This is a genomic window from Dyadobacter luteus (genome assembly GCF_003383615.1).
Taxonomy (GTDB): domain Bacteria; phylum Bacteroidota; class Bacteroidia; order Cytophagales; family Spirosomataceae; genus Dyadobacter; species Dyadobacter luteus.
Window position 1 is genome coordinate 59,362 of record NZ_QNUL01000027.1, and the last position, 22,590, is coordinate 81,951.

Sequence of the window (22,590 nt, forward strand, 5' to 3'; positions counted from 1 at the left end):
GGAAAAGGAACATGCCCAAAACCCACTACCCTATGCCCATTGCCCCAAGCCCGGAACCCTATGCTCCTAAACTCCGTCTCAAATTATCCAGAATTACCGCAGTTGCGATACCTACATTGAGCGATTCGGCTTCACCGAAACGGGGGATGGTTACTTTTTCTCTTACATAAGTTTCAACATCCTCTCCTACTCCATTGGCTTCATTACCCATGATGATGTATCCACCCTTTGGAGAAAACTGAAAATCATACAAGGAATGCCCACCGAGAAAAGCACCTATTACTGTTTTATTTCCGGCATGTTTTCCCAAATATTCAGCCAGATCCGTGTAATACAGTTTCACTCTGGTAAAAGATCCTTTACTTGCAGCAATCACTTTGGGATTATACAGATCCGTAGTAGAATTGGAGCAAACGATTTTATTGATCCCATACCAATCTGCAATTCTGATAATCGTGCCCAGATTACCCGGATCATTGATATCATCCAATACAATCACATATTCTGATTCACTGGCATCCAGAAAAATATTTTCTTTAATCTTCGCAACAGCCAGGCATGAATCATTCGTTTGAAATGAACCCAACCCTTCAAGTTCAGTTAATGTGACGGTTTCGATCACAGTTTTATGCTGACTTAAAATACTTGAGTATTTTTGCTGAAATTCCTGTGTAGCCAATACAAACTCAACGTCGAAATCAGAACGGATCAATTCCAGTACACTTTTGGCACCTTCAATAATAAACGACTGATTAAGCTGACGATACTTTTTGATTTTCAGCGAGTTAATGTACTTAATACGATTTTTGGAAAGCATTGAATAGCGAATATAATTTCAAATACTGTATATATCTTTTCCTGTTTCTTCTGGGATTGTCGTCCTGTGCCCGAAAGCAGCAAACACAGCTAAACGGTTACTATCTGGGTAATTCATACATCAAAGGTAATCGCGCCATCAGTAATACAGAGCTTGATGCCCTCATTCCTCAGAAGCCAAACCGACGTTTACTCGGCCTGCCCGTGTTTCCTTATGTAGGGCTTTATCGTTTTGGTCAGCTCTTCTATGTAAAAGAAGAAAAACAGCGAAAAGTAATAGAGGTAACGCAAAATTACCAGAAAGAATCACGTTTGCACCAGGAGAATCCGGCTAAACTGGAAAAAATCCAGCGCAGATACGGCAAAAAGCTGGAGCGGGCGCAAACAAGAGTGGATAAGGGAAACTTCTGGATGCGCGTTTTGGGAGAAGAACCCGTTTATTATATCCATGGTGAAGTAGAGAAAAATGCAGAGAAGATGCAGAAATATCTTTACAACAATGGCTTCTTTCAGTCAACAGTGACATTTGCGCCGGATACCATTTTCAACCGGATCAAAGTAACGTACCATATTGCCGAGAACCGCCCCACTATGATACGGAATGTGGAGTATCATATCACAAATGCATTTGCGGACAGTCTTCTTACCGCTAATCATAAAGATGCTGCACTGCTTTCCGGAAAGCGATATGACGGGGATGCTTTTGAAGAAGAGCGCGTACGGATCGAAACTTTATTTCGCAACGAGGGCTATATGGGCTTTTCCAGACAGAATGTAACGTACCTGGTTAACGACACCCTCACTAATTCCCAGACTGACAGTGCGTTCAAACAGGTTGATGTGGATGTAAAAGTGGACATGGAAACTTCAGGAGACAAGCGGCTCGACCGGTATACCTTTTCATCAGTCAATTTTGAAGTCTCTCCGCCAACGGGTTTGCCTGATTCGCTGTTCAGAAAAACTGCATCTACTTTCAGAGAGATTAATTACTCTTTCTCAGATAAAAAGTTCTCTACCAGTATTCTTGATAGCAAAATTCAGATCAGGCCTGGTGACTTTTACAGTCAGCAGAAAGAAAGAGACACGCAACGCCTGTTGTCGCTCACAGATCAGTTTCGCTTTATCAACTATGGCTATAAACTTGACTCAACCGGAAAAGGTATACAGGCGACTTACAAAGCTATTCCACTGGACAAATATCAGTTTTCCACAGACCTTGGGTTGAATGTGATCCAATTGCAGGGAGCTCCCGGACCATTTGCCAACTTTTCTTACAAAATCAGAAACGTATTCAACGGGCTGGAAAACTTTGAAGCCAACCTTCGGGGTGGTATCGAGCTCGTACCGGGCTTTCTGAGCGACAATGATATCTACAGAAGTGAAGAAATCGGGCTTAACACTTCAATTCTGTTTCCGAAACTACTTATACCCGGCAACTACTTCGGACGAAAAGTGGCAGCTTACAATCCACGTACACAGGTTGGTGTCGGTTTCAATTTTGTAAACAGGCCGGAGTATTCGAGGACCAATTTCAAAACGGCAGTGACGTATTCGTGGCAGCCTAACAACTTCACACTGTACAACCTATCGCTGGTCGATCTTAACATACTTAATACATCCAGACTAAGCCCGGGATTCAGTAATTTGCTGGATACACTACAGGCGCAGGGGAATAATCTGAGATATAGCTTCCTGAAAGCCTTCGTTTCTGACGTGAATTTTACCTATGTTTTCAATAATAATCCCATTGCAGGTCCTCAGAAAAATGCCCGCTATTTCAGGTTTTCTTTCGAGTCCGGTGGAACATCTCAAAACCTTTTCCCAGGGCAGAAGAAGCTGATTAATAACATTTTTAAGGATAACGACGGGAACCTGCAGTTCTATAAATATATTCGCTGGAATGTCGATTTCCGACGTTACTGGCCTGTAGGACGTCAGTCGGCTTTTGTAGCCAGAGTCAACAGCGGAGCCGTGCATAGCTATGGAGACAACAAAGTACCGCCGTATGAAAAATATTTCTTTGCCGGTGGATCCAATAGTGTGAGAGCATGGCTTCCCCGCCGTTTAGGGCCCGGTTCTGCCCCACCGCAGCTAACCACATCTAACCTGTTGATTGAAGCGCCCGGGCAGTTTTTGCTTGAAGGAAACCTGGAATGGAGAGGACACCTGGCTGATTTTTTTGGAGCGATCAACTACGCCTTCTTTATTGATGCCGGAAATGTATGGAGTTTCAGTAGCCCCAATGAAAGACAAAATATAAAAGCTGAAACTTTTCTGAAAGACATCGCTGTGGGATCCGGCTTCGGTATAAGGTACGATCTGTCATTCTTTGTGCTACGTTTCGACTTCGGTATTAAAGTATATGATCCTGCTATTGTGACTGTCCAGGGAAGTGATGATGATACCATCACCAGAAGACGAGGTTTTGTGCTGGACGATTTTGATATCAGAAAACCTTTCCGCCGTTCTCAACCCAATTTTTTGAATATCAATCTGGGAGTTGGTTATCCTTTCTGATTTCATTGATCCCGGCTTTGTTCCTTTCATAAAAATGAAGAACCACACCTGCCGGACGTATAATAACTTTATCGGGTGACTTATGACAGTTTGTCAGTTTTCGCCAATTTATTTTACCTTTGTAGTTCTTAGGAAACTACCAAGAATACCTTTGTCAGATGGAGAACAGAATTGCAGCGAGTTTAAAAATATTAACAGAATCGGATAAAGAGGCCTGTGAAATTGTGAAGGTTTCCGAAAACGAGCCCGCATTCGGGAAGAAAACCCTTTTTATAGAAAGTTATGGTTGCCAGATGAATTTCGCTGACAGCGAGATTGTCGCTTCCGTAATGCGCAATGCCGGCTTTGCCACTACATCCGATGCAGAAAACGCTGATCTCGTTTTCCTGAATACCTGCGCCATCCGGGATAACGCGGAGCAGCGTGTAAGAACAAGACTAAAGCAACTGAACGTATATAAAAGAAAAAGACCTGGTATGCTGATCGGCGTATTGGGTTGTATGGCGGAACGACTGAAATCCAAACTTCTTGAAGAGGAGAAAATGGTGGATATCGTTACGGGTCCGGATGCTTACCGCGACCTTCCCCGCCTGGTGGAAGAAGCTGAAACAGGACAAAAAGGCGTAAATGTTTTTCTTTCGAGGGAGGAAACGTATGCTGATATTTCACCGGTAAGGTTGAACTCCAATGGTATTACTGCGCTGATCTCCATCATGCGTGGTTGTGACAATATGTGCAGCTTCTGCGTGGTACCCTACACCCGTGGACGGGAACGAAGCAGGGATCCTTATTCTATTGTAAAGGAAGCGCGCGAGTTGTTTGATATGGGGTATAAAGAAGTTACCCTGCTCGGACAAAATGTAGATAGCTACAAGTGGGACAGTGCCAAAGTGAAAGGCGAAGAATCTTCCGGACAAGTTCTGGTCAACTTTGCAAGTTTGCTCGAAATGGTAGCATTGATCAGCCCCGAACTTCGTGTACGCTTCAGCACTTCACATCCAAAGGATATCACAGATCAGGTGTTGTATACGATGAAAAAGTATGACAACATCTGTAAATATATTCACCTTCCCGCTCAGCACGGAAACAGCCGGATGTTATCCGTAATGAACCGTACCTATGACAGGGAATGGTATCTGGAAAGAGTGGATAGCATACGCAGAATACTAGGTGAAGAATGCGGCATTTCTCATGACATGATCGCAGGATTTTGCACCGAAACAGAAGAAGAACATCTTGACTCCCTTTCTTTGCTTGAACATGTCCGTTTTGATTTCGGATTTATGTTCTCGTATTCGGAGCGCCCGGGAACACCTGCAGCCAAGAAATTCGCTGACGACATTCCGGCTGATGTGAAGCAGCGCAGACTTTCTGAAATCATAGCAATCCAGCAACGTATATCTGCCGAGCGCAATCAGAAATTGATTGGAACGGTGCAAAGGGTACTTGCTGAAGGGTTTTCAAAACGCTCAGATGATGATTTGTCGGGACGCAGTGATCAGAATAAAGTAGTCATCTTCCCGAAAGAGAATTTCAAAAAAGGTGATTATGTCAATGTAATCATCACAGACACGACATCGGCAACGCTTAGAGGGAAAGCTATCGTTGAGGAATATGCAGTCTTATCCTGACTATAGATGTCTCTTAGGTTTTTAATTATTGATAGCTAATCGCTATCAGCTAAAGACTAATCGCTATTTAATGAATTCATCAGAAATACAATCTGTAAAGAATAGATTCAGCATCATTGGCTCCTCTCCTTCCCTGAACCACGCGATCAACGTGGCGATTCAGGTGGCGGCTACGGATCTTACCGTACTGATTACAGGCGAAAGCGGGAGTGGTAAAGAATCATTTTCTAAAATTATACACAGTATCAGCTCTCGTAAACACGGAGCTTTTATAGCCATCAACTGCGGTGCAATACCCGAGGGCACTATAGACTCCGAACTTTTCGGGCACGAAAAAGGTGCTTTCACAGGTGCCCTGGATTCAAGAAAGGGTTATTTCGAGACCACAAACGGGGGAACCATTTTTCTGGATGAAGTGGGTGAAATGCCACTCGGAACACAGGCGCGCTTGTTACGTGTACTTGAAAACGGTGAATATATCCGCGTGGGCTCATCAAAGGTGATGAAAACAAACGTACGTGTTGTAGCTGCTACCAATGTCAACTTACTGGAAGCGGTTAACAATGGAAAATTCAGAGAGGATTTATATTATCGTCTGAATACTGTCCCTATTTACGTACCTCCCTTACGTGACAGAGGCGAGGATGTACTGCTTCTTTTCAGAAAGTTCACCAACGATTTTTCTGAGAGATACAGAACGAAAGCCGTACGCCTTGATGCTGAAGCCAGGGATTTGCTGATGGAATATCCATTTCCGGGTAATATTCGTCAGCTTAAAAATATTGCTGAACAAATCACGATTCTTGAAACGGATAAAGAATTACCCATCAGTGCTGTGGCGCTGAATGGTTATCTGAACCCCGTACAGCCGTCAAGCCGGAAAGCGCTTGTCCCCATCCGGAATTCGGAGGAATCAGCGAACTCTTTCTCGGAACGGGAGCTATTGTACAAAGTTCTGTTCGATATGCGCCGGGATGTAACCGAGCTCAAAAAACTGGTGAGAGGGGTACTCGAAAATGAAAAATATGGTGGTGAAATTCTGAAAGACCATCAGGAATTATTCAGTTCGCTCAATACGCCTGAACCTGTCATATCCCAACCGGCACTGGAACCTGCACGCTTGCTCACTCAGCATCCAAGACAGGTTGACCTGGATCGTTATTCAGACGAAAGAAGTGAAATTGAAGACGTGATTCACGTAACAGCCGAGGAAGAGTCTTTGTCATTGGAAGACAAAGAAAAAGAAATGATCATCAAGGCGCTCAGAAAGAATAATAACAAGAGGAAATATGCCGCCAGTGCATTAGGAATATCTGAACGTACGTTATACCGCAAGATTAAACAATACGATATCGAAGAATAAAAAATGAATACTGATTTGTTCAAAATAGTTTTTAACAGAATGAAAGGCAGTTTTTCTTCATTAGCCATGAAGATGACGCTCTTACTTTTCATTCTTAACGCTACATTCCTTTTATCCGGCTGCGGCATTTATTCTTTTAGCGGAACCAACCTTTCCCCTGATCTGAAAACGTTTTCGGTAGCTAACTTTACCATGGGAACTGCCGGTGGCCCAGCCAACCTGCCACAACGACTGACGGAGCAATTGAAAGAATATTTTCAAAAAAATACCAGCCTTACAATTCTCCCAAGTGGTGGAGATCTGGTACTGGAAGGTTCTATCACAGGCTATGATGTAACACCTGCCGCAACGACAGCAAGTGATCAGGCAGGACTTAACCGCCTGAATGTTACAGTTCAGGTGCGGTTTACGAATGCAAAGGACGAAACTAAAAACTTCGATCAGTCTTTCACTTATTTTGCCGACTTTCCTCAGGCACAAACACTTGACCAGAACGAAGCAAGACTATTGCCCACTATTCAGGAAAACTTAATACAACAGATATTCAATAAATCGGCTGCCGACTGGTAGTAGATTTCGAATTTCACTACTTTCATCTTTTAGTATAATTTAAAGCCATCGCGGTATATGACAATTGTTGATAAAAACACATTTAATCACCTGGTAAAAAATCCAAATAAGCTGGGGACGGATGTGATTCCGCAACTTGAAGCCACGATAAAGGCATTTCCCTATTGCCAGATCAATTATTCCCTGCTGGCAAAAGCATCAAGTTTTTCAGGGCCTGACGAGCTTGAAAAAACCAAACCGCTTGCTGCAGCTTATGCGCTAAGTCGCATAGCGTTACAAAATTTGGTTGAAAGCCAGGATCGATATGATGATTCGGTTAACATTGAAGAAATTGTTGCCAGCACCGAGCTTCTCATACCGGAAGTAGCTGTAGATGTTTTAGGAAAACTAAGCCAGGAAGAAGTACCGGATTTATTGGCGCAAAGATCTGAGGAACAGAAGAGACAGCAACAGATTATCCAGGGTTTCATGAAGAAAAACCCCCGAATTATTCGTCAGGAGAGCAATGTTGAGCCTGTATCTCTTGATCTGTCGGGAAGGGTTGCACAGTCTGGAACAGGGATGATTGAAACAGAAGCATTTGCAAAAATTCTGCTTCGCCAGGGTAAAACAGACAAAGCAATTGATGTCTATCAAAAATTGATTTTGAGAAATCCGGAAAAAAGGAATTACTTTGCGAAAAAATTAAGTGAACTTTATCATTCAGAAGCTTAGCTCTGTTTGTTTTAAATTGATTATTTACGCATTCATTCATTCTATATTATTTTTTAAGGCATGTACTTGGGTTTAATTATTTTGGTTGCGATCATCGCAGTTTTGTTAATTCTGGTAGTTTTGGTTCAGAACTCCAAAGGTGGTGGATTATCCAGTGAGTTCAGCGGAGCAGGAACAACACAAATGTTCGGAGTTAAGAAGACTACTGATTTACTTGAACAAATTACATGGGGACTTGCCAGCGCGGTTATCCTGATCTCACTTGCTTCTTACATTATTGTTGGTGGCAATACAGAAGGAGGCGGCATCAGAAGTGTAAACATCGAAAAAGCGCAAAATACTGTAGTTCCTGGTGGTAACATCGCTCCTGCTCCTGCGGCGGGTGGTGAAGCGGCTCCTGCAACAGCAACACCTGAAGCAGCTCCAGCTGACACTACAAAATAAAAAATCTTTTAAGGCTTTAAACAGCTAATTTTGACAACTTCATGTCAGGATTAGCTGTTTTTTTATTCCATAATTTTAACTGATTATGAAAAGTATTACTGTATTCTGTGGTTCCAGCTTCGGAACCGAAAACATTTACCAGGCTCAGGCAACGCAACTTGGCAAAACACTCGCCAGGCGGAAAATTGAACTCATTTATGGCGGAGCCAATGTGGGATTGATGGGTGCAGTAGCGGATGGAGCTTTAAGCGAAGGCGGAGCTGTAAAAGGTGTATTACCTCATTTTCTCCAAACCAAGGAAATAGCCCATACCGGGCTGACTGAACTTATTCTGGTGGAAAGCATGCACGAGCGCAAAACCAAAATGAATGAAATAAGTGAGGGTGTTATCGCTTTGCCGGGTGGCTTCGGAACCCTGGAAGAACTCTTCGAAATGCTCACCTGGGGACAACTCGGATTACACAGGAAACCGATAGGAATTCTGAATATAGATGGTTTTTATGATTCGCTCAGCGCTTTGCTGGAAGTGATGGTAAATAAAGGTTTTTTGAAGCAGATCAATAAAGAGATGCTGCTCATCAGCGATGATGTAGAACAACTCATCACAATGATGGAAAACTATACTGCTCCGGAAGTAGGAAAATGGATTAGTAAAAAGACTGCGTGATTTTTTTCAATCCCATTCTCAGGCAGCCATGAGCTGTTTGAGAATGAGTTTTTTTGCAACCGGCAAAAGTGTTTCTTCCATCGGGTACGCATACTTCGACTCCACCATGTAAGTTGCAGGATTAGGAAGCGATTGATTACTCCTCATAAGGTTGACTTTGATCTGCGATACAGTGTTTGCATACCCAAGCCTGACAGCATCTATAAAAACAGTTTTCAGATATCTTTCCCGCTGCTCATTGTAAAGCGCAAGCTGATATTGAAAGATACTGATACAATTCTCAGTAGTGTGGGACAGAAACAGATAACCCTCTTCCTTCCTCAGCGGAACGATCCCGACAGGTGATATACTGATATTTTCTCCTATTGCCGACAGAATTTCCTGACCGTCCGAGTTTTTCTGTGCCAGATTCGGAATTGCAAAATCAAGAATACTGTCTAATTCTTCAGGATAAGTATTATCAGTCACGGCATCCTCGTAGACAAAACGTAAGGATTTCAGGTCAACACCTTTCAGATTTTTCGGGAAAGCACTCTTAAGCATTTCCTTACTTTCTCTGATTTTGACACAGGTATCGAAATGGAGCTGTAATTCCGTCAGATGCGGATAAAGTTTATTGGCATAAAACTGCCCTTCTATATGTTTGAGGTATGCCAGAAGCACATACTTCTTGTATTCAAAATCAATAATACCTTTTGTGAGCCAGTCCGATTCCAGTTTTGTCATGATGGTCGACTTTTAGATACGGACAGAAATTAATCAATTGTCGGAGTAAAATCAAATCTTTGTAATCTTTGACATAGTACCCACCTGAATAGTTATAACAAAACACGGCAACATACAAATTTGTCACAACTGTGCTGAAAAAATGTCAGCATTGGCGGACTGGCACAGATTGTGCTAAGTAAGCAGGAGTCATTCAAATTACTGACAAATCAAAAAAAATAAATAAACGTTTAATATCTATGTCAACTTTAGCAGAAATACAAGTGAACGTACAACCTCTGGCTGATCGTGTTCTTGTAGAACCAGCCCCAGCCGAAGAAAAAACTGCATTTGGTATCATCATTCCTGATACTGCAAAAGAAAAACCTCAACGTGGTACTGTTGTGGCAGTAGGTCCTGGCAAAAAAGATGAGCCATTGACAGTTAAAGTTGGTGACACAGTATTGTATGGCAAATACTCTGGTACAGAGCTGGCGTACGAAGGAAAAGATATCCTTATTATGCGTGAATCAGATATCTACGCCATCATTGGTTAATATCTGGAAACTATCCCATTTAAATCTTAAAAGTTAATTCAAATTACTTATTGGTATGTCTAAGAAAATATTTTTTGATACCGAAGCCCGCGATAAAATAAAGAAGGGTGTAGATACATTGGCGGATGCCGTTAAAGTTACATTGGGACCTCGTGGCCGCAACGTTGTAATTGACAAGAAATTCGGTTCTCCAAGCATCACAAAAGATGGTGTATCTGTTGCAAAAGAAATCGACCTGAAAGATCCTATCGAAAACATGGGAGCTCAGCTGGTGAAAGAAGTTGCTTCTAAAACTGCTGATTCTGCTGGTGATGGTACTACTACTGCGACCGTTCTTGCTCAGGCTATCTACTCAATCGGTGTTAAAAACGTAGCAGCTGGTGCTAACCCAATGGATTTGAAACGTGGTATCGACAAAGCTGTTGCTGCCATCACTAAAAATCTTGAAGGACAGAAAAAAGATATTTCTACTTCAAAAGAAATCGCTCAGGTTGCAACTATCTCTGCTAACCACGACGAAGAAATCGGTAACATGATTGCTGAGGCGATGGAAAAAGTAGGAAAAGAAGGTGTAATCACTGTGGAAGAAGCACGTGGTACTGAAACAGAAGTTAAAACTGTTGAAGGTATGCAGTTCGACCGTGGGTACCTTTCTCCATACTTCGTAACAAATACAGAGAAAATGGAAGCTGATCTGGAGCGTCCATATATTCTTATCTCTGAGAAGAAAGTTTCTTCAATGAAAGAACTTCTTCCTGTATTGGAAGCAGTTGCTCAAACTGGCCGTCCATTGGTTATTTTGGCAGAAGATGTTGACGGAGAAGCGTTGGCTACTTTGGTAGTTAACAAAATCCGTGGTGCCTTGAAAGTAGCTGCTGTTAAAGCTCCGGGCTTCGGTGATCGTCGTAAAGCAATGCTTGAAGATATCGCTAAAGTTACAGGCGGAACTGTAATCAGCGAAGAGCAAGGATACAAATTGGAAAATGCTACTTTGGAGTACCTTGGTACTGCAGAGAAAGTGATTATCGACAAGGACAACACGACTATCGTTAACGGAAGTGGTTCTCCTGAAGAAATCGCAGGACGTGTTAACCAAATCAAATCTCAGATCGAAAATACTACATCTGATTACGATCGTGAGAAACTTCAGGAACGCCTTGCTAAATTGTCAGGTGGTGTAGCTATCCTTTACATCGGAGCTGCAACTGAGGTTGAAATGAAAGAGAAAAAAGACCGCGTTGACGATGCATTGCATGCAACACGTGCTGCTGTTGAAGAAGGTATTGTAGCTGGTGGTGGTGTTGCATACATCCGTGCAGCTGCTGCGCTTGATGGCTTGGTTGGAAACAACGAAGACGAAACAACAGGTATCAACATCATCCGTGTAGCTTTGGAAGCTCCATTGAGAACAATCGTATCTAACTCTGGCCAGGAGCCATCTGTAGTTGTTGCGAAAGTGAAAGAAGGAACTGGTGCTTACGGTTACAACGCGAAAGACAATGTTTACTCTGATTTGTTAGAAGCAGGTATCATTGACCCTAAGAAAGTTTCCCGTCTTGCTTTGGAAAACGCAGCTTCTATCGCTGGTCTGTTGTTGACAACAGAGTGCGTAATTGCTGACGAACCAGAAGAAGCTCCTGCAGGTGGTGGCCATGGTCACCCAGGCGGAATGGGCGGAATGATGTAATTCATTCGCTGATATAGCTTGCGCAAAGGCAGTCCTTAACCGGGCTGCCTTTGTTGTTTTATGACGATTTAAAATTGATAGTATTCTTCCTAACTTCTCTAAAATTGGATAATTTTGATATATTCTGAGTTACAAATTGTAATTTCGTTATCAATCATCTGACTTCTTGCCCTATGCAAAAGACACTTACCCATACGCTCAAATTAACAGCACTTCTTCTTACGCTATTTTTTACAAATTTTTCGTGCAAGGAAAAGGAAGTTCCGCAGGTACTGCCGGTAATAGAAGCATTGCCTATTACTCAGATCATGGTAGGCCCGCCTTCGGGACCAAGAAACAGTTTCACTAGTAATTACAGAGTATTGGTTAAGGAAAAAGGTAATGTCAAGGTCATTGAATATGGAATTCTTTTTTCTACATATTACAGTAGTGAGATATTGAACAATTCACCGTATTTGTGGAAAGTACCAACTCTACAGACTCATGGACCACATATCATAACCGAAGAATTTGAAGTTGGAGAAAGGGTAATGAGCCGTGATAACAATTATCCTTTACGCACTCATGCATATCAGCGCGCCTATGCGAAACTGGAAGATGGTCGTATCATTTACAGTGATGTTATTTTTACAACACACGAAAAAGTTGCCACTCCCTACTAGATTGATGGCACTTGACAATTTCACTGTAGCAAATGAACATATCATAATACCACAAAAAATAGCCGCCCGGAAAACTCCAGGCGGCTATTCACTTTACTCAACGTTATGAAAAACTTCGCCATTATGACGGGGTTCATAATCGCTGGTCACATAAAGTTTAAAAATATTTTAAATTATTTTTCTGATTAAGAAAGCATTCTGCCATCCTGCATCACAAGCCTCCTGTCGGCCATTTCGGCCAGCTCCTCATTGTGTGTCACAATCACAAAGGTTTGTCCGAACTCGTCTCTCAATTTAAAAAACAACTGATGTAAATCGAGTGCATTATGAGAATCCAGATTTCCGCTTGGTTCATCAGCCAGTACAATGGAAGGTTTATTGAGTAAAGCACGGGCAACAGCCACCCGCTGCTGCTCACCACCGGACAATTGCGAAGGCAAATGATTCATCCGGTCGGCTAATCCCAGCATATCCAATAATTCCTTACCCCTGTTGATGATTTCCTGATCCTTCATTACGCCACCAATGTAAGCAGGCATACAAGCGTTTTCCAGCGCTGTAAATTCCGCCATCAGGTTATGAAACTGAAAAATAAAACCGATTTTTTCGTTCCTGAATCGGGCAAGTTCCTTGTCTTTTTGCGTAAAAACATTCACATCTCCGATATACACCTCCCCCTCTTCCGGCCGATCAAGCGTTCCAAGTATATGTAAAAAAGTGCTCTTGCCAGCTCCTGATGCACCTACTATCGCAACCACCTCGCCACTGGCTACTTCCAGGTCAATTCCCTTCAAAACCTGAAGTGAGCCATAAGTACGTTTTATTCCTCTTGCCCTAAGTAAATTCATTTTACAAAAAGATAATTAGGGAAAAACTTACCCCCGTTTTGATTAATTCCTTAATTTGCCGTGAAAATACCAATTTACTTTTATACTCATGAATATTCACGAATATCAAGGCAAAAGCGTTCTGAAAAAATACGGTGTGCGTATTCAGGAAGGGCTTGTAGCCGACACGCCCGACAAGGCGGTAGAAGTTGCACGTGAACTTAGCCAGCAGACAGGTACCAAGTGGTATGTGGTTAAATCGCAGATTCATGCCGGTGGGCGTGGTAAAGGCAGAATAGTTGGTACAGAACAACGCGGAGTTGCTCTTGCTAAATCTGTTGAAGATGTACGTACGATATCCAACAACATTCTTGGTAAAGTACTTGTTACGCATCAGACAGGCGAAGCTGGAAAACGTGTAAATAAAGTTCTTATTGCAGAAGACGTTTACTATCCAGGCCCAAGTGAGCCAAAAGAATATTATCTGTCCATCCTTTTGGATCGTGGCAGAAACTGCAACGTAATCATGGCCAGCACCGAAGGTGGTATGGACATTGAAGAAGTAGCAGAACATACACCAGAAAAAATCATGAAGGAGTGGATCGATCCTAAAGTTGGATTGCAGCCATTCCAGGCACGTAAAGTTGCTTTTGCTCTTGGGCTTGAAGGTGACGCTTTCAAAGAAATGGTGAAATTCATCACTGCACTTTACAAAGCATACGTGGAGAGTGATTCGGCCATGTTCGAGATCAATCCGGTTTTGAAAACATCTGACAACAAGATTCTTGCTGTTGATGCAAAAGTGGATCTGGACGACAACGCATTGTATCGTCATCCTGAGCTGGCAGAAATGCGCGATACCAACGAAGAAGATCCTTTGGAAGTAGAAGCTGGTGCTAACAACCTGAACTATGTGAAACTTGACGGAAACGTGGGTTGTATGGTAAACGGTGCAGGACTTGCTATGGCAACAATGGACCTTATCAAACTTTCGGGTGGAGATCCTGCTAACTTCCTTGATGTTGGAGGTGGTGCTAATGCCCGTACCGTTGAAGCGGGTTTCCGTATCATCCTGAAAGATCCAAACGTAAAAGCTATTCTTATCAACATTTTTGGTGGTATCGTTCGTTGCGACCGCGTTGCTGCCGGTGTTGTAGAGGCTTACAAAGCAATTGGTGAAATTCCTGTTCCCATCATCGTTCGTCTGCAAGGTACCAATGCCGAAGAAGGTGCTCGTATCATCAACGAATCAGGATTGAAAGTTTCTTCTGCAATTGAATTCAAAGAAGCAGCTGCAAAAGTGAAAGAAGTACTTGCCGGACTTGGTCTGCAATAATTTCTGATATACAATATCATGAAGCCCGTTCCGGAATCCGGAACGGGCTTTTTTGTAATCTTTCGGTTTTCTCAACAGACGAATCAGACCAGGATAAAATAGAGAATAACCGTCACTATAAAGCTGGCGATACCTTGCAAGCCTGTAAGAATAGTATGACTGCGGTAAGTATCCGTCGCCGACATGCCTGTGAACTGCGATACCACCCAGAACCAGGCATCATTTGCGTGCGACACGATCATGGCGCCACTACCCACGGCCATCACGACAAGCGTTATCTGAACCGGATCTGTGAATCCCAGTGATGGTAGTAAAGGAGCCAGAATACTGGTCGTCAGCACCATGGATGAAGTTGTGGATCCTTGTGCGGTTTTGAAAAACAACGCAATCAGAAAGGCTATAAATAATAAGTACACACCGCTCATTTCGTTCCGGGTTAACCATTCACTCACCAGATGCTTCAATTCTGTTTCTTTTAATATAGCCCCAAAAGCGCCTCCTGCCCCAACCAGGACCAGTGTTGTTCCGCAGTGTTCAATACCATTTTTGAAACAGGCATTCATACTCGCAGCAGCATTTTTTGGAAATAACGAGTAACTGAAAAAGATCGCCAACAGAAACGAAACCAGCGGACTACCAAAGAAACCCAGCCATTTTGTCCAAACAGGAGAAAAATGAAATATCTGTGCGGACGACGCCAAACTAATCAGGAAAATCGGGAGTAGAATAGGCATGAACGCTTTCCATGCAGGCGGTAACGTCAGATCCTCGACAGGCGCATCAGTATTATCAACGGTTACCTGAATATTTCTGGTGTAACGATCAGCAAACCAGGTTGAAACAAACAAGCTGGGAACAGAAACAACGAGACCGATCAGAATCACTAGCCCTATGGAATCAGGAATACCCAAATTACCTGCTGCAGAGAGCGGTCCAGGTGTAGGCGGAACCAGTGTATGAGTTGCAAATAATCCACCAGACAACGACAAAGAAATGGTAGCCAGCGGAATACCCGTTCGTTGTGCCACGATACGGTTCAACTTATGTAAAATGATAAATCCTGAGTCACAAAAAACCGGAATACCTACAATGGCACCAATCACCGACATTGCAAATGCAGGTCTTTTCGTACCAAAAAGATTCAAAATCACATCAGCAACTTTTATTGCCGCACCCGATTTATCCAGAATAGCACCAATTATACAACCTAAGATCACCATCAGTCCAATCTTCGACATCAACTCACCGAATCCCTTCCCGATCGTTTCCGCCAATTTTTCAATTGGTAATCCAGCGAAAATACCTACTCCCAAGGCAGCAATAAGTAAACCTGCCAACGGGTGCAGCTTAAAAACAGTAGAGCTTAAAACGATGAAAACAATAGAGAGAAGTACAACCCAGATGATCATAAATACCAAAGCTAAATCCTACAACAACTCCATTATTTTCGCGTCACCCATGACGGCATTGCCTGGTCTTGGATGTTGCGCATTAAAAACTTCAAGTTCTTTCTGATCGAGTAACCTGGAAGCAGTTTCATCCACTTTTCCTGAGGCATTTATTACAGATTTCAAATCCAGTTTCAGCTGCTTTGCCAGAAATGCGTACATCGCCTGTCTTTTTGAAGGCCCATAATCGTGCTTTTCGTCGGGCAAATGTACATTCTGAACCTGATCAGCTTTTCCATAGAGCTTATAGATAGACGTGATATGCGGGAATTCTACTTCCGGCGTATGCTTGGTCCAGTCGTCCCCGTCAGAGATCAGCAGCATGGGCCGTGGAACAGCCAAAGCAGCGATTTCTACATTATTTGTTTGATGAGCCCCGTTTTTATGAATCGGCATACCACTTTCACATACACATCCCCCGAAAAAATAAGAAGAAACCATCACGGTTGGGACAGATACTTTTACCCGATCGTCCAAAGCGGTGAGCAGGAAAGTCTGTGTTCCTCCACCCGACTCGCCTGTAACTGCAATTCGCTGCTTGTCAACTTCAGGCAGTGAAGAGATGAAGTCAAGTGCTCTGATCGCATTAATTGTCTGTAATTTAAGCGCCTTCGGCATTTTATGTTCGCATTGTCGGGAATCGCCCTGGCCTACCATATCCCAAACAAACACAATAGCACCCATTCTGGCTAAGGTAGCGCAACGTTTCTGGGTTTGCTCACGGAAACGACCATGAGGATTTTCTCCGTGTCCGTGAGGACACAGCACGGCTGCGTAAGATTTCTGTTTTTTTAGTGGTCTGTATAAATTTCCTGTTACATAAATCCCCTCTACACTCTGAAAAGCCACATTCTCAATAGTATAGCCGTCCATTGCTCGTTTGCTATGGATAATGGGAGCCGATGCCGGCTGTGCGGGCAGATTTTCCAGCTGCATTCCTTTCACAATCTGATTCTTTATTGCTACCGACCTTGCCTCCCATGCAGCTTTTGTTGTCGCAGGATGACTTTCCAGAAAAGCTTTGCCCTGTTCCTCTGTAAAGTATTTGCCCTGGCATAATTCCGGTGTTTGTGCCCAGGCACTACCCACTATAAACGCTTGAAGAATAACCGTCGCAACTGATTTCATAGAAGTAAAAATAGGAATTGAGATTGACCGGAAAAGGCATACCGGTGGGATGTACTACTGATGGAGTACCGGATATTATCTCGAATGGACTAGTTAACTGGTTTCACCGTTCAGCCTGACTGCGTCATGCAGACCGGGTCGCGCAGACCGGTGAAACCAGTTGCGGCTAAATCCGTTCAGTCCGGCTGCGCCGTACAGACCGGGTTGCGTAAACCGGGGCGCGCAGACCGGATCAGGGTACAGCCACAGTAATATAATCCTTCAGAATATGTGTTTCCAGTTTTTTAACCTGCCCTTTGTATTCTCCGTCAATCTGAAAATACACTTCCTTATCCAGACACTCAATCACCGCATTTTCTACGGAAATAATCTTCATAATTTCAGGATTAAGATCTGTATTTCCGGTCAGTATCTTGGCCGTTTCTATAAAATCAAGTCTTTTAGCTATTACCAGTTCATAAAATCCGTCAGACATATTGCCCTGCGGATTGATATTTACTCCGGTACCATACTTTTGGGCATTGGCAATAATGACGATCAGTGCTTCCGTTTCAAACGATTCGTCATTGGTAGTAATTCTGACATTGAAATTTTCATGTTCACTAAGTGTTTTCAGCATTTCACGGGCATAACCCATTTTCCCTCTTGTTTCGCCATTTTCATAATTTTTAACAAGAAGTGCATTCAATCCGATATCGCTCAAATGCAAACTGATTTCCCCATTAATACTCACCGCATCTATTCCGATCTTATTTTCTCCAAAGGCTATATCCACCGCCTCCTCCAGACTGGCAGGTATGCCAAAGTCAACCGAGAGACCATTTGCCGAACCAGCAGGAATAATGCCCAAAATTACGTCCAGATCATGCACCGCCTGAGCCACCAGTGAAATAGTCCCGTCGCCGCCAGCGGCAATCACCCGCTGTGGTCTCAGGTTCTCTACCATCTCCCTGATTATCTGCCCGTCATGATTTCCCGTAGTAGTATAAATCCTCAGATCTATGCCTTCTTCATTAGTTCTGTTGATGACTGCGTCAAAAATTTCATTCTTATCTAAATCGCCCGATATAGGGTTAACAACCAACAAAACCTTTCGTTCTGAAAACATAATGTCTAAATTAGTGACTTGTAAATGCGTAAAATGGGGTGTATGAAACGATGTGATATTAAATTATACCGGGGGTATGCAAATAAAAAAGAACTGGTTGTTTATGGACATGTTGTAAAAAAGTATCCTTCCGGAGATCATAAATATACACGAAAAGGCTTTCGCTATGCAAGAACAATCATTCAGCTGTTTTCAATAAAAACTATTCCAAATGTAAGCGTTGTACTGCACGCAGGCTCGGTAACGGCTGAAACTGTCACCGAAGAGGATGGTTATTTCAGATTTCAGGTTCCGCTTCCTGAAGAACTTGACGGGGGATGGCATCAATATTCTGTTTCTGTTGACGTCAACGTGGATGGTAAACACTACGAGGCGACGAGTGACGAAGAATTTTTTATACCGTATCAAAGCTCTTACGGCATTATATCCGACATAGACGATACTTTCTTAATATCACACAGTAGAAGGTCATTCAGAAAGCTTTTTGTACTGCTTGCAAGAAACGTACAGGCCCGAAAGCCCTTCGATGATGTAGTGAGGCATTACCAGCTACTGTCCTATGCAAGTAGAGTGCATCCGCATAAAGAAAATAATATCTTCTTTTATGTTTCAAGCAGTGAGTGGAACCTTTATGACATGATTGTAAGATTTGCGGAACTTAATGGTTTGCCCAAAGCGATATTAAAGTTAAAGAAAATAAAATCAGGCCTGGACGATTTCGTCATGACCGGAGCAGGATCTCACGACCATAAACTGCGCAAAATTCAGAATATTGTAGGTTTTTACCCCGAACTGCAATTTATTTTGCTCGGTGACGATTCACAGAAAGACCCTGAAATTTATGATAAAATATGTAATCAATTTCCTCAAAATATCAGAGCCGTATACATCCGGCAAACAAGAACAAGAAGTAAGCCAGAAACCTCACAACATATTAAAAATATAGCCAGCCATGGGATCGACACCTGTTATTTCGCCCATAGCAATAAGGCAATTATACATTCACTCGACACAGGAATCGTTTTTCAAGCACCCATAGATACACTCTCGCCTGATCAGGCAGACTCTAAACAACCTTAACTTATTCCATGGAAATATCTCATATACTGAATGAACTGGGCGAAGACCGAAGCCTTTATTTTAATGCCGTAGCTCCGCCCATCGTGCAATCCAGTAATTTTGTTTTCGATTCATTTGACGAAATACGAAAAGCATTTGAAGACGAAAATTCAACTTACCTCTATTCCCGTGGGAAAAACCCGACCATTGAAATACTGAGAAAAAAGCTGGCTGCGCTGGATGGAGCCGAAGATGCGCTGGTTTTCAACAGCGGCGCTTCCGCTATTTTCTGCTCGGTAATGGCTAATATCAAAACCGGCGATCATATCATCTCCGTGGAAAGACCTTACAGCTGGGCTTCCCGGATGTTTGATAATCTCCTTCCCCGCTTCGGTGTAACCACAACTTATATTAACGGAACAGACATCAGCAATTTTGAAGCAGCCATCCGTCCCGAAACGCGGATTATCTACCTTGAATCACCGAACTCGCTTACTTTCGAACTTCAGGACCTGGAAGCCGTGGCCAAACTGGCAAAACTTCACAATATTATTACCATATTAGACAATAGCTATTGTACCCCACTTTACCAACAGCCACTAGCATTGGGTATTGACCTGAGCCTTCAGTCGGCAACCAAATATCTGGGTGGGCATAGCGATACCGTTGCCGGTGTATTGACCGGAAAAGAAGATATGCTTCAGAGAATTTTCTTTGAACAGCTACTCAATAACGGTTCGGGTATTTCTCCATTTAATGCATGGCTCATCCTGCGGGGGTTACGTACTTTGCCTATGCGACTGGCACATATCACGCAAACAACCAACAAAGTAATCGGTTTCCTGAAAGCCCATCCAAAGATCGACAAGGTTCTCTTTCCATTCAGCGATGATTTTCCTCAATTGGAACTGGCAAAGAAACAAATGACGGGAGCATGCGGACTCTTTACTATTGTCCTGAAATCGGACTCCTATTCACAAATCGAAAAATTCACGTATGCATTGAAACATTTCCTTGTAGCTGTATCCTGGGGTGGCCACGAATCGCTTATTTTACCACAGGCCGCCGGAATAGGCCCCGAAAATTTTGATCCTGCAAATGAAAGACATCGTATGGCGCGAATGTACGTAGGATTTGAAGATGCTGATTTCCTGATTGCCGACCTTGAACAGGCGCTCGAAGTGCTATAACCAACTTATTTGTCAACCCGATTTACCACCAGATGAGAAAAATACTGATCATTGAGGACGACAAGCGCATTGCACAAAATATCTACCGCGGTTTGGTTTCAGAACATTTCGAGGCGGAGATAGCTCAGGATGGTATCACCGGAAAGCAACTTGCGCTTGACAAAAAATTCGACCTGATATTGCTTGATGTAAATCTTCCTGGGATGCGCGGGTTTGAGGTTTGTCAGCAAATACGACTGTACAAGCCTGCTATCCCGATCATCATGCTCACTGCATACGGGGAGATTGAAGATAAAGTAGAAGGATTGGGACGTGGCGCGGATGACTACATTGTAAAGCCATTCGATTTCAGAGAGCTGCTTGCACGCATCCATGCCGCACTGAGACTTTCAGAAATCAGGAATCCGGAGACTGTCAACAAAACATTAAAAATGGCGGATCTCGTTATGAACCTCACTACCAAAGAAGTAGTAAGAGCAGGAAAATCCATTGAACTTACAGCAAAAGAATTTGCTTTGCTGGAATATTTCCTTGTCAATCGGGGCCGGGTTATTTCGAAAATGGATCTTGCCGAGCACGTCTGGCATCTCAATTTTGATCCCGGAACAAATGTAGTAGAAGTATATATCAACTACCTGCGGAAGAAGGTGGATAAGGATTTCAGTCCGAAACTCATTCACACACGCCCGGGCCTTGGCTATATACTGAAAGAAGAATAGCGGACACTCATAAACCACTCCTCGTGAAGATAAAAGAAAGAATCGCCATACAGTTTACCATTCTGGTTGCTGCGCTGCTATTTGTATTCTCGGTGGTGGTTTACACCGTTTCTTCCACTTTCCGCCAGGAAGAGTTTTTCGACCGTCTGAGGAGTAAAGCCCGTACTACCTGTCGTTTGCTGGTGAAAGTACATGGTATTGACAAAGATCTGCTCAAAGTGATTGATGAGAACACGCTCACCGAAATGCTGGATGAGAAGGTTCTTATTTTCAATTCTAAAAACGATTTGGTTTATTCCAGCGTAGACGATAAGCTACTTACCTACCATGCCAATTTGCTGGAAGAAGTGCGTGAAAAGAATAGTATAGAGTTTGTGCAAGGTGAAAGCGAAGTAATCGGATTACTCTATACAGAAGGAACTGAACCTCTTGTTGTACTTGCTTCTGCCTTTGATAAATTCGGAAAGAGCAAACAGGACAACCTTATCAAAACACTCACCTGGGGACTCATAGTCGGTATTGTCATTACCGTTGGTTTGGGTTTCTATTTTGCGGGCAATTCGCTTCGACCTATCAGCCACATCAATGATCAGATTTCTCTCATAACAGCTCAGAACCTCTCCCAAAAACTTGACGAAGGAAACCGAAAAGATGAAATCGCACAACTTGCTATCAACTTCAACACGGTACTCTATCGACTCAATCAGGCTTTTGAGCAACAAAAAAGCTTCGTTTCGCACGCTTCACATGAGCTCAGGACACCGCTTGCCGCTTTAAAATCCGAGATTCAGTTGGGACAACGTTTTTTGAAAAATGATCCTGATCTGGAAGAGGTTTTCGACAATCTGTTTTCTGATACGGAAAGGTTAATCAGCATTACAAACAACCTGCTTTTCCTTGCCCGTTCCATGGAGAATATCGAGCGGCTGAAAATGTCGCAGGTTCGCGTTGAAGATCTTGTATTCCTTGCCAAAGAAGAAATACTGACTACCTCGCCCGATTACAAAGTCAGTATTGATTATACCTCCATTCCTGAAAATGAGAGAGAAACCGTCATTGAGGGAAATGAAGAATTACTGAAAAGGGTATTTCTGAACCTGATAGACAATGCCTGCAAATACTCAGAAAACCACGAAGCCCGGATTCTCATTGATACAAATGAAACCTATTGTGGTGTAACCGTAAAGGATGAAGGTTACGGTATCAGCGCAGACGACCTCCCTCACATCTTTAATCCATTCTACCGATCAGCGCTGACCAGCGATCTGCCGGGCTTCGGTATAGGTCTTTCGATTTGTCAGCGTATTGTAGAGCTGCACAAAGGGCATCTTTCCGTAGAAAGCGAACCTGGCAAAGGAAGCTCTTTTAAAGTACAGCTGTTCCACATCTGACTTTCTAATGTTTTTCTAAAGTTAATTTAAGGTTGCTGTAATACTGATGTC

21 protein-coding genes are annotated in these 22,590 nt (G+C 43.0%); 15 read left to right on the plus strand and 6 right to left on the minus strand.

The features are described 5' to 3' along the window. Positions 1–58: 58 nt before the first annotated feature. A complete protein-coding gene (locus tag DSL64_RS23660; RefSeq protein WP_115833428.1) occupies positions 59–817 on the minus strand; it encodes a TrmH family RNA methyltransferase in 759 nt (252 codons plus the stop codon). Here DSL64_RS23660 and tamL point away from each other — a divergent pair. From tamL to DSL64_RS23695, 7 genes are all read left to right on the plus strand, one after another. Continuing rightward, positions 817–3,333 carry a translocation and assembly module lipoprotein TamL gene (gene tamL, locus DSL64_RS23665; RefSeq protein WP_229217205.1) on the plus strand — a complete coding sequence of 839 codons (2,517 nt, stop codon included), beginning with the start codon at positions 817–819 and terminating at the stop codon, positions 3,331–3,333. The two genes, DSL64_RS23660 and tamL, sit on opposite strands and share 1 nt — an antisense overlap. A 158-nt stretch (positions 3,334–3,491) precedes the next feature. Beyond that, positions 3,492–4,964 carry a tRNA (N6-isopentenyl adenosine(37)-C2)-methylthiotransferase MiaB gene (miaB, locus tag DSL64_RS23670; protein ID WP_115833429.1) on the plus strand — a complete coding sequence of 491 codons (1,473 nt, stop codon included), beginning with the start codon at positions 3,492–3,494 and terminating at the stop codon, positions 4,962–4,964. Positions 4,965–5,034: 70 nt separating this feature from the next. After that, a complete protein-coding gene (locus DSL64_RS23675; RefSeq protein ID WP_115833430.1) occupies positions 5,035–6,327 on the plus strand; it encodes a sigma-54 interaction domain-containing protein in 1,293 nt (430 codons plus the stop codon). Between the two features lie 39 nt (positions 6,328–6,366). Continuing rightward, positions 6,367–6,897, plus strand: coding sequence for an LPS assembly lipoprotein LptE (lptE, locus tag DSL64_RS23680; protein WP_229217206.1), 531 nt, complete (start codon positions 6,367–6,369; stop codon positions 6,895–6,897). Positions 6,898–6,954: 57 nt separating this feature from the next. Then, a complete protein-coding gene (locus tag DSL64_RS23685; protein WP_115833431.1) occupies positions 6,955–7,611 on the plus strand; it encodes a DUF8458 domain-containing protein in 657 nt (218 codons plus the stop codon). Between the two features lie 60 nt (positions 7,612–7,671). Then, the gene (gene secG, locus DSL64_RS23690) at positions 7,672–8,055 is read left to right on the plus strand and encodes a preprotein translocase subunit SecG (protein WP_115833432.1); all 384 of its coding nucleotides are present in this window, start codon (positions 7,672–7,674) and stop codon (positions 8,053–8,055) included. An 85-nt stretch (positions 8,056–8,140) separates the two neighbouring features. Further along, positions 8,141–8,722, plus strand: coding sequence for an LOG family protein (locus DSL64_RS23695; protein WP_115833433.1), 582 nt, complete (start codon positions 8,141–8,143; stop codon positions 8,720–8,722). Positions 8,723–8,740: 18 nt separating this feature from the next. Here DSL64_RS23695 and DSL64_RS23700 read toward each other — a convergent pair whose 3' ends face one another. Further along, positions 8,741–9,448 (minus strand): hypothetical protein, encoded by a 708-nt coding sequence (locus DSL64_RS23700; protein ID WP_115833434.1) that lies wholly within the window; start codon positions 9,446–9,448, stop codon positions 8,741–8,743. A 239-nt stretch (positions 9,449–9,687) separates the two neighbouring features. Between DSL64_RS23700 and DSL64_RS23705 the strand changes: the two genes are divergently transcribed. The 3 genes from DSL64_RS23705 (at position 9,688) to DSL64_RS23715 (ending at position 12,333) form a co-directional block, all read left to right on the plus strand. Then, complete coding sequence (locus tag DSL64_RS23705; protein WP_031526862.1) at positions 9,688–9,984, plus strand: co-chaperone GroES; 297 nt, start codon at positions 9,688–9,690, stop codon at positions 9,982–9,984. 55 nt (positions 9,985–10,039) lie between these two features. Beyond that, positions 10,040–11,671, plus strand: coding sequence for a chaperonin GroEL (gene groL / locus DSL64_RS23710; RefSeq protein ID WP_115833435.1), 1,632 nt, complete (start codon positions 10,040–10,042; stop codon positions 11,669–11,671). Between the two features lie 173 nt (positions 11,672–11,844). Further along, positions 11,845–12,333 carry a hypothetical protein gene (locus tag DSL64_RS23715; protein WP_115833436.1) on the plus strand — a complete coding sequence of 163 codons (489 nt, stop codon included), beginning with the start codon at positions 11,845–11,847 and terminating at the stop codon, positions 12,331–12,333. Positions 12,334–12,518: 185 nt separating this feature from the next. On the opposite strand, the gene DSL64_RS23720 is transcribed toward DSL64_RS23715, so the two are convergent. Beyond that, positions 12,519–13,181, minus strand: coding sequence for an ABC transporter ATP-binding protein (locus DSL64_RS23720; RefSeq protein WP_115833437.1), 663 nt, complete (start codon positions 13,179–13,181; stop codon positions 12,519–12,521). An 88-nt stretch (positions 13,182–13,269) separates the two neighbouring features. Between DSL64_RS23720 and sucC the strand changes: the two genes are divergently transcribed. Continuing rightward, positions 13,270–14,496, plus strand: a complete 1,227-nt coding sequence (gene sucC / locus DSL64_RS23725; RefSeq protein ID WP_115833438.1) for an ADP-forming succinate--CoA ligase subunit beta — start codon at positions 13,270–13,272, stop codon at positions 14,494–14,496. Between the two features lie 83 nt (positions 14,497–14,579). Here the strand turns inward: sucC and DSL64_RS23730 are convergent, their stop codons facing one another. The 3 genes from DSL64_RS23730 to DSL64_RS23740 form a co-directional block, all read right to left on the minus strand. Next, on the minus strand, positions 14,580–15,905 hold the full coding sequence (locus DSL64_RS23730) for a GntP family permease (protein WP_115833439.1): 1,326 nt from the start codon (positions 15,903–15,905) through the stop codon (positions 14,580–14,582). 18 nt (positions 15,906–15,923) lie between these two features. Beyond that, positions 15,924–17,072, minus strand: a complete 1,149-nt coding sequence (locus tag DSL64_RS23735) for an alpha/beta hydrolase family protein (protein ID WP_115833440.1) — start codon at positions 17,070–17,072, stop codon at positions 15,924–15,926. Between the two features lie 232 nt (positions 17,073–17,304). Further along, positions 17,305–18,180, minus strand: a complete 876-nt coding sequence (locus DSL64_RS23740; protein ID WP_115833441.1) for a diacylglycerol/lipid kinase family protein — start codon at positions 18,178–18,180, stop codon at positions 17,305–17,307. A 42-nt stretch (positions 18,181–18,222) separates the two neighbouring features. Between DSL64_RS23740 and DSL64_RS23745 the strand changes: the two genes are divergently transcribed. Genes DSL64_RS23745 through DSL64_RS23760 form a run of 4 tightly spaced genes read left to right on the plus strand, consistent with a single transcriptional unit; the run spans position 18,223 to position 22,539 of the window. Beyond that, positions 18,223–19,260 (plus strand): App1 family protein phosphatidate phosphatase, encoded by a 1,038-nt coding sequence (locus tag DSL64_RS23745; protein WP_115833457.1) that lies wholly within the window; start codon positions 18,223–18,225, stop codon positions 19,258–19,260. A gap of 8 nt (positions 19,261–19,268) precedes the next feature. Further along, positions 19,269–20,429, plus strand: coding sequence for a trans-sulfuration enzyme family protein (locus tag DSL64_RS23750; protein WP_115833442.1), 1,161 nt, complete (start codon positions 19,269–19,271; stop codon positions 20,427–20,429). A 32-nt stretch (positions 20,430–20,461) separates the two neighbouring features. Then, the gene (locus DSL64_RS23755; RefSeq protein WP_115833443.1) at positions 20,462–21,148 is read left to right on the plus strand and encodes a response regulator transcription factor; all 687 of its coding nucleotides are present in this window, start codon (positions 20,462–20,464) and stop codon (positions 21,146–21,148) included. Positions 21,149–21,171: 23 nt separating this feature from the next. After that, a complete protein-coding gene (locus tag DSL64_RS23760) occupies positions 21,172–22,539 on the plus strand; it encodes a sensor histidine kinase (RefSeq protein WP_115833444.1) in 1,368 nt (455 codons plus the stop codon). Positions 22,540–22,590 lie beyond the last annotated feature (51 nt).

Bases quoted from the DNA above. Each gene is read 5' to 3' on its own strand.
- DSL64_RS23660 (WP_115833428.1), bottom strand. From the start codon at position 817: ATGCTTTCCAAAAATCGTATTAAGTACATTAACTCGCTGAAAATCAAA.
- miaB (WP_115833429.1), top strand. From the start codon at position 3,492: ATGGAGAACAGAATTGCAGCGAGTTTAAAAATATTAACAGAATCGGAT.
- DSL64_RS23675 (WP_115833430.1), top strand. From the start codon at position 5,035: ATGAATTCATCAGAAATACAATCTGTAAAGAATAGATTCAGCATCATT.
- lptE (WP_229217206.1), top strand. From the start codon at position 6,367: ATGAAAGGCAGTTTTTCTTCATTAGCCATGAAGATGACGCTCTTACTT.
- DSL64_RS23685 (WP_115833431.1), top strand. From the start codon at position 6,955: ATGACAATTGTTGATAAAAACACATTTAATCACCTGGTAAAAAATCCA.
- secG (WP_115833432.1), top strand. From the start codon at position 7,672: ATGTACTTGGGTTTAATTATTTTGGTTGCGATCATCGCAGTTTTGTTA.
- DSL64_RS23695 (WP_115833433.1), top strand. From the start codon at position 8,141: ATGAAAAGTATTACTGTATTCTGTGGTTCCAGCTTCGGAACCGAAAAC.
- DSL64_RS23700 (WP_115833434.1), bottom strand. From the start codon at position 9,448: ATGACAAAACTGGAATCGGACTGGCTCACAAAAGGTATTATTGATTTT.
- DSL64_RS23705 (WP_031526862.1), top strand. From the start codon at position 9,688: ATGTCAACTTTAGCAGAAATACAAGTGAACGTACAACCTCTGGCTGAT.
- groL (WP_115833435.1), top strand. From the start codon at position 10,040: ATGTCTAAGAAAATATTTTTTGATACCGAAGCCCGCGATAAAATAAAG.
- DSL64_RS23715 (WP_115833436.1), top strand. From the start codon at position 11,845: ATGCAAAAGACACTTACCCATACGCTCAAATTAACAGCACTTCTTCTT.
- DSL64_RS23720 (WP_115833437.1), bottom strand. From the start codon at position 13,181: ATGAATTTACTTAGGGCAAGAGGAATAAAACGTACTTATGGCTCACTT.
- sucC (WP_115833438.1), top strand. From the start codon at position 13,270: ATGAATATTCACGAATATCAAGGCAAAAGCGTTCTGAAAAAATACGGT.
- DSL64_RS23730 (WP_115833439.1), bottom strand. From the start codon at position 15,905: ATGATCATCTGGGTTGTACTTCTCTCTATTGTTTTCATCGTTTTAAGC.
- DSL64_RS23735 (WP_115833440.1), bottom strand. From the start codon at position 17,072: ATGAAATCAGTTGCGACGGTTATTCTTCAAGCGTTTATAGTGGGTAGT.
- DSL64_RS23740 (WP_115833441.1), bottom strand. From the start codon at position 18,180: ATGTTTTCAGAACGAAAGGTTTTGTTGGTTGTTAACCCTATATCGGGC.
- DSL64_RS23745 (WP_115833457.1), top strand. From the start codon at position 18,223: ATGAAACGATGTGATATTAAATTATACCGGGGGTATGCAAATAAAAAA.
- DSL64_RS23750 (WP_115833442.1), top strand. From the start codon at position 19,269: ATGGAAATATCTCATATACTGAATGAACTGGGCGAAGACCGAAGCCTT.
- DSL64_RS23755 (WP_115833443.1), top strand. From the start codon at position 20,462: ATGAGAAAAATACTGATCATTGAGGACGACAAGCGCATTGCACAAAAT.